General features: G+C 46.8%; 3 protein-coding genes and 2 rRNA genes (1 of these 5 cut by a window edge). All 5 read left to right on the plus strand.

Translation table 11 applies throughout. The features are described 5' to 3' along the window. A 23S ribosomal RNA gene (locus NSS94_RS11735) occupies nucleotides 1-1727 on the plus strand; it begins 1222 nt to the left of the window's first position. 149 nt (nucleotides 1728-1876) lie between these two features. Further along, nucleotides 1877-1993 (plus strand): 5S ribosomal RNA (rrf, locus tag NSS94_RS11740). A gap of 963 nt (nucleotides 1994-2956) precedes the next feature. Then, a complete protein-coding gene (locus NSS94_RS11745; RefSeq protein WP_029517088.1) occupies nucleotides 2957-3781 on the plus strand; it encodes a thioesterase II family protein in 825 nt (274 codons plus the stop codon). 215 nt (nucleotides 3782-3996) lie between these two features. After that, on the plus strand, nucleotides 3997-5892 hold the full coding sequence (locus tag NSS94_RS11750) for an ABC transporter ATP-binding protein (protein ID WP_081317618.1): 1896 nt from the start codon (nucleotides 3997-3999) through the stop codon (nucleotides 5890-5892). Beyond that, the gene (locus tag NSS94_RS11755) at nucleotides 5867-7732 is read left to right on the plus strand and encodes an ABC transporter ATP-binding protein (protein ID WP_340955368.1); all 1866 of its coding nucleotides are present in this window, start codon (nucleotides 5867-5869) and stop codon (nucleotides 7730-7732) included. Before NSS94_RS11750 ends, NSS94_RS11755 begins: the two co-directional genes overlap by 26 nt. Nucleotides 7733-7783: the final 51 nt, after the last annotated feature.

Consider the following 7783-nt stretch of genomic DNA (forward strand, 5'->3'; position numbering starts at 1 on the left):
GAAGCTATGGCTTGATGCTTGCATCAGGGGTAGGGGAGCGTTGAATGCGGGTTGAAGGTGTACCGTAAGGAGCGCTGGACTGCATTCAAGTGAGAATGCCGGTATGAGTAACGAAAAGATCTGTGAGAATCAGATCCGCCGAAAGCCTAAGGGTTCCTGAGGAAGGTTCGTCCGCTCAGGGTAAGTCGGGACCTAAGGCGAGGCCGATAGGCGTAGTCGAAGGACAACAGGTCGAAATTCCTGTACCACCGTAATCCGTTATGAGCGATGGGGTGACGCAGTAGGGTAGTGACGCGGACGGATGGATGTCCGTCTAAGCAGTGAGGCTGGTGTGTAGGCAAATCCGCACATCGTTAAGGCTGGGCTGTGATGGGGAGCGAAAATTGTAGTAGCGAAGGTCATGATCTCAGACTGCCAAGAAAAGCCTCTAGCCAGGAGAAGGTGCCCGTACCGCAAACCGACACAGGTAGGCGAGAAGAGAATTCTAAGGCGCGCGGAAGAACTCTCGTTAAGGAACTCGGCAAAATGACCCCGTAACTTCGGGAGAAGGGGTGCCTCGGTAGGGTGAATAGCCCGAGGGGGCCGCAGTGAAAAGGCCCAAGCGACTGTTTAGCAAAAACACAGGTCTGTGCGAAGCCGCAAGGCGAAGTATACGGGCTGACGCCTGCCCGGTGCTGGAAGGTTAAGGGGAGTGGTAAGCTCGCAAGAGCGAAGCTATGAACCGAAGCCCCAGTAAACGGCGGCCGTAACTATAACGGTCCTAAGGTAGCGAAATTCCTTGTCAGGTAAATTCTGACCCGCACGAATGGCGTAACGACTTGGGCGCTGTCTCAACGAGAGATCCGGTGAAATTTTAATACCTGTGAAGATGCAGGTTACCCGCGACAAGACGGAAAGACCCCATGGAGCTTTACTGCAGCTTGATATTGAATTTGGGTACGATCTGTACAGGATAGGTGGGAGCCGTCGAACTTTGAGCGCCAGCTTGAAGGGAGGCATCCTTGGGATACCACCCTGATCGTATCTAGGTTCTAACTTGGTACCGTAAACCGGTGCGAGGACAGTGTCAGGTGGGCAGTTTGACTGGGGCGGTCGCCTCCTAAAGAGTAACGGAGGCGCCCCAAGGTTCCCTCAGAATGGTTGGAAATCATTCGAAGAGTGCAAAGGCAGAAGGGAGCTTGACTGCGAGACCTACAAGTCGAGCAGGGACGAAAGTCGGGCTTAGTGATCCGGTGGTACCGCATGGAAGGGCCATCGCTCAACGGATAAAAGCTACCCTGGGGATAACAGGCTTATCTCCCCCAAGAGTCCACATCGACGGGGAGGTTTGGCACCTCGATGTCGGCTCATCGCATCCTGGGGCTGAAGTAGGTCCCAAGGGTTGGGCTGTTCGCCCATTAAAGCGGTACGCGAGCTGGGTTCAGAACGTCGTGAGACAGTTCGGTCCCTATCTGTCGTGGGCGTAGGAAATTTGAGAGGAGCTGTCCTTAGTACGAGAGGACCGGGATGGACGTACCGCTGGTGTACCAGTTGTTCCGCCAGGAGCACCGCTGGGTAGCTATGTACGGAAGGGATAAGCGCTGAAAGCATCTAAGCGTGAAGCCCCCCTCAAGATGAGATTTCCCAATTAGTAAGACCCCTTGAAGACGACGAGGTAGATAGGTTGGGGGTGGAAGTGCAGTAATGCATGGAGCTGACCAATACTAATCGGTCGAGGGCTTATCCTAAGATAAGACGCAAATGAGTTTCGGATCCAGTTTTCAGGGTGTAACCTTGAAGGTATGTAGAAATACATACGAAATACGCATTGAAATTCATTCACACAGCTGTGATGAACCGAGTTTCAATACGGTAGAATTTGCATAGCAAATTCATGTTTGGTGGCGATAGCGGAGGGGTTCCACACGTACCCATCCCGAACACGACCGTTAAGCCCTCCAGCGCCGATGGTACTTGGACCGCAGGGTCCTGGGAGAATAGGACGTCGCCAAGCACGATAAAAAGAGCACAGCCTTAATGGGCTGTGCTCTTTTTGTATACCATAAGGCTTTCGCATTTTGGAAATTATATATACATGAACCCATACATATACTCCATTCCACTAAATTAATAAGATTGGGGGATAACTACAATAAAGCTTACAACACTCTGCATATCGACCGATAGTGAAGTCAAACATAATGAAATTTATAAAGCAGCAAGTCTCCAACAACGGGGAGCCTTGCTGTTTGCCGTTACTGTTTTTTGAGAGGGTGAAAGATTAAAAGTAAGGCTATAAATTTCTAGAGAACAGGTACTTTTGAAGCGAGATAGAAACGTTTTTATTAGAGTTTGAAAAGAAAATTCATAGATTTAGGAGAGAAAAATTCAATTCGAACTGGATTTTTTAGACGAAGAGTCAGAAAAAAATATGAAAAAAATGATTCTTTATGACTATGGAATAACAATATTTATTACAAAAATAAAGAGTTATTAATTTTGTCTTATGTGAGCTTGATACAAATCCAATCCAATATTTAGGTGATTGAAGAGAGCTGCGGAAAAAGTCGGAATTTGTCGGATGATATCAGGTTGAATTTGTTACATTTATGTTAATGGCAAGTAAAGATAAAATTGTTGTAGGATAAGGGGTTGGGACCTCAATGTAAATCAAAATGAGTTTAGTTTTACAAAATTCGTGAAAACCTGAAATCTTGTTTTAAACTAAATTAACAGATCATGATTGACAGATAACTCATACAAAAAGTGAAATTGTTGCTTTTGAAGTTTGGAAACAAATAACATAATATGGATTTTATTTTATTTTTATGAGCTCTATCAATTTAGCCCTTTTGTCCCATGCCAAGTGGTTTTAAAGTTTGTATATTTAAAAACAGTTAGAAAGTGTTGGAAGAAAAAAAGAGATATAAGGATTTACTGTAAAATTATGAACTACATAGAGGATGGAGGAATTCTTATGACAACTCGATCACAATCTTGGTTCGCGAAAACAGAGGTCCAACCGACTACGAAGCTCCAACTATTTTGCTTTCCCTACGCCGGTGGTGGTGCTTATATATTTAACTCTTGGAAGTCCAGGTTTGCACCTGACATTACCGTGTTGCCTATACAACTTCCAGGACGTGAAAGCCGCTCAACAGAAGCTCCAATGGATACTCTTCAAGACATCGTTCAATCGTTGGTTCCAGCTATGGCTCCATACATACATAAGCCGTTCGCTTTTTTTGGACACAGTATGGGGGCACTGATTGCATTTGAAACAGCACGGCAATTGTACAGCAAAACTGGAAAGCTACCTGAGCATATCATCATATCCGGTAAATCCGCACCACATATTCCATATTCCAAAAAACGACTCCATGATTTAGCAGACGATTCTTTCACCGAAGAGCTTCGTTTGATGCAGGGAACACCTGAAGAGGTGCTGCAAAATGCAGAATTGATGCAAATTATTATGCCTCGTCTGCGTGCAGATTTTAAGGTATGTGAAACTTATGTTTATCAGCCGGGAAATCCATTGATATGTCCGATGACTGTTTTAGGCGGAATGAAGGATTTTGAGGTTAGCACAGATTCACTGCATGCCTGGCAACAGCATACGACATCACCTATGGATGTTCGAATGTTCGAAGGTAATCACTTTTTCATCCATGAACAAGAACAAGAGGTTATGAGCACAGTCGAGAACATTCTTTCTACATCCTCGCCGATGGCCCACGCGGCGGGAGCTCATACAGCTTACAACACAAGCACCCTACAACCACGATTCAGACAGAGTTAAATGTCCCACACATCACGATACACTTCGTTATTACCATCTCAGCAACAATCAACAACCAACCCACACCAAGATGCAAATTCCAGCATAGTTCAAAATCGCATTTTATTCTGTACGGATACTCATGCATCCAAACCCAGAGTTTATCTCAACGACGTCCACAGCCAATATAAAAAGTTCGCACTGAAAAAGTGTGGGCAGCGAAAAGAGGGATGCCCTTGTTTCGATTAAATTCTGCTTTTCGGAGACTCGCACGTTATGTAAGGCCGTATAATCTATGGGTTTTCATAACGGTGATCACCTCCTTGTGTTTGGCAGCTATTGACATTATTTTGGGTAAGGCCATTGAGCAAATGGCACAGGGGACATTCTCCTCTACCCAGAACATGATCTATCTGGTTGTTGGTATGACGCTAATTGGAATGCCCTGTAAGTTTGTGATGAGGTACGCTTCAGCGCGATTTAGTGTTAGTGCTCTGCGCGACTTGAGAGGCGATCTCGTACATAAGTTTTGCGATTTACCGGTTTCCAGCGTGGAAAGGAAATTTACCGGAGATTTGGTATCCCGTCTAACCAATAATACGGCAGTATTACAGAACTTTTTTATCCAGCAGTTTGCCAATCTGTTCTATTTACCGCTCGTGTTTACGGCATCACTCATATTGCTTTTACTGACAAGCTGGAAACTGATATTGGCAAGTCTTGCGCTCATGCCAATAGGAATGATCATAACATCACTAATGAGCAAGCCAATTGAAAAATACTCCGCGGATCTTCAGGAGAAAATTGCTCATTTGAACGCTGTGGGGCAAGATGCAATCGGAGGAATCCCTATCGTCAAGGCATTCAATATGCAAGCTGTGCTGTTGAAGAAGTATATGGTGATTATGGAGGAGGTCGTCAAGCGCGGCTTACGGCTAGAAAAGCGCTATGCAGCCATTACTCCGGTAGGTGTGATGATGCTAGCAACACCGATTATTTTGGTCATTGTATACGGAGGATACCTGATACAACATGGAGAGTTGAATGCTGGAGGCATTGTACTTTTTTTATACCTGATTTCGTTCATATTGCAGCCGATTGCCATGCTGCCGACGATCATTTCGCAAATGAAGGAAGCGGGTGGAGCCGCAAAGCATTTGTTTGAGGTGCTGGATTGGCAGAATGAACGTCAGGACGGCGAAATGACCTTGGTAGATCAGAAGCGAGAGAATAGGGCGCCTCATTTGAAAGACGATGCAGATGGGGAAGCCAACCGAATGAGTGAAGGCGGAGCAGAAAGTGATGATGACGTTGATAGTGTTGCTGTAGTCAGCTTTGAGCATTTGACCTTTGGCTACGATGAAGGGAACACAGTGCTGAAGGATATCAGCTTCCAGGCAGGGCAAGGGGATATGGTCGCGATTGTCGGTGCCAGCGGTGGGGGTAAAAGCACGATTTTCAAGCTGCTTTGCGGATTTAATGAACCTGGAGAGCATGCTGGAACCATTCAACTATTTGGAAAGAGTTTGACAGATTGGAATTTAACAAGCCTGCGCAGTCATATTTCGATGGTATCTCAGGAGCCGTCGCTTTTTCCGGCCACCATTGCAGAAAATATCGGATATGGACGTTTGGAGGCGACTCGAGAAGAAATTGTCGAGGCGGCGAAAGCGGCACATGCGCATGATTTTATTGTTCAACTTCCCGAGGGCTATGAAACCCTGTTGAGCGAGCGGGGAGGCGGATTGTCTGGCGGTCAAAAACAGCGTATTTCCATAGCAAGAGCATTATTGAAAAATGCTCCGCTACTTCTATTGGACGAGCCGACTTCAGCACTCGATAGTCAGTCGGAGGCTCAGGTGCAGAATGCGATGAATGCGGTAATGCAAAACCGGACGGTACTGGTCATTGCTCATCGACTGTCAACCGTACGTCAGGCGAACCGCATTATTGTACTCGATCAGGGGAGCATTGTGGAATCGGGTTCTCATGAGGAATTACTGGGTCGTGATGGTGTGTACCGAAAGCTGTATTTGAAAAATTTTGAAGAAGAACAGCATACGGCGGAAAACGGTAATTCGTTGCCTGAGGAAAGGGGTGAGCGTCGTGACCTTCAAGCAGGGGTTTTATGAATTTAAGCAGTTGATGTCCCTGATGAAGCCGCACCAAAAATGGTATTTTACCGGGCTGGTTGGCAATAGTCTGACCAATGCCAGCATCACGATTTTACTTTCTTTTGTGGTGCATTATTTGCTGAATTTCGCGGTTAATGGCAATGTACAGGAGCTATACCGAGCGGTCTATTTGGTCAGTGGTACATTTTTGGCATTAAGTCTTATCTCCCCCCTGTGCAGCTATATGTATAAACGGTGTGTAAAGCTGGCGATTGCTGATGTACGAATGAAACTATTTGGCCACATTGTCAAGCTATCGTACGAAAAAGCCGAAAAACACCATTCGGGTGATCTTGTATCCCGTATGACGAACGATGTACAGGCGCTAGAGCAGGCTTACACCGTTCATATTCGCTCGATTATACTGGAAATTTCGCTTTTCTTGGGCTCGTTGGTCATTTTGATGGCTTTGGATTGGCGATTTGGGATTATGGCGGTTGTACTTGGGCTGGCTTCAGCCTGGATAAATGCTCATTTCGCGAAGAAAATGCGAAAGACGAGTGAAGAGTTACAGGGACGGATGAGCAGGTTCACGGAACGATTGAGTGATTTGCTTTCCGGTTTGCAGACGGTGAAGTTGTTTGGGTTGAGGACGAAGGTAGGTGGACTATGTAACGATGCAAGCGAGGACATCAATCGCATCAGCATCCGGCAGGGACGTCATATGGGCTTGCAGGATATGTGCAATTTTGTCATAGAGTTCATTACGCTGGGCGGTGTGCTTGTCGCCGGATTGATTCTGGTATCGCAGAAGCAAATGGAACTGGGAGTATTGGGACAGATTGTACAACTGCAAACCGGTATTTCAACGGTGTTTTTGGAGCTAGGGGCGGCTGTAACACTGTTACAAAACTCCTTGGCAGGCTTGGCGCGTATCCGCGAAATTCTGGATGAGTCGAAGGAAGAGGAGCAGTTCCCCGCGGCTAAAAAGAAGGGACCGCTGACTAGGCTTAGCGATCCCGAGACGGCAGCTTTATCAGCCCGTGAATCTGGGGAATTCTATGGCGATGTTGAAACCTTACGTTCAGACCACGCCATTGAACAGACTCCGGCTGCGCTGGAGCTGCACGACATCACCTTTGGCTATCAGCCTGACCATCCAACGCTGCAAAGGTTAAACTTGGTCGTGCCGGAAGGGCAGGTCACTGCACTTGTCGGTCCGAGTGGTGGTGGCAAAAGCACAGTCATGAAGTTGTTGCTGGGATTTTACCCACCGGATGAAGGTGTGCTGCGGGTTCGTGGTCGTTTGGCAGAAGAATTTCCGTTGGATGAGGTCAGGGATTTGATGGCCTATGTACCACAGGAGGCTACGCTGTTCCACGGTACAGTAGCGGATAATATCCGTTTTGGCTCACCGACTGCCACGGATGAGGAAGTGGAGGCTGCAGCCAAAACAGCCTATGCCAGCGGCTTCATAGCCGAGTTGCCAGAGGGGTACGACACGATTGTCGGTGAACGCGGAGCCAATTTGTCCGGCGGTCAAAGACAGCGGATTGCAATTGCCCGTGCTTTGCTCAAAAATGCACCGATTTTGCTATTGGATGAAGCGACCTCGGCTTTGGATGCAGAATCGGAATATGAAGTCCAGCAGGGCTTAAATGAGTTGATGAAGGATCGTACGACATTAGTTATTGCCCATCGATTGTCTACGATTGAACGGGCGGATACGATCTGTGTCCTTGCCGATGGCGAACTGAAAGAGCAAGGTACCCATGATCAGCTCCTTGCCGAGGGCGGCCATTATGCAGAGCTGTATGAGCTTCAATTTCGAAAGCATCCCGAGGAACAAACCGCATGAATATGCGAATTTCCTTTTTACCAAATATCTATTTTGTGAGGAGAGAGACGG

It is taken from the genome of Paenibacillus sp. FSL L8-0644, from assembly GCF_038008165.1.
GTDB classification, from domain to species: Bacteria; Bacillota; Bacilli; order Paenibacillales; family Paenibacillaceae; genus Paenibacillus; species Paenibacillus polymyxa_D.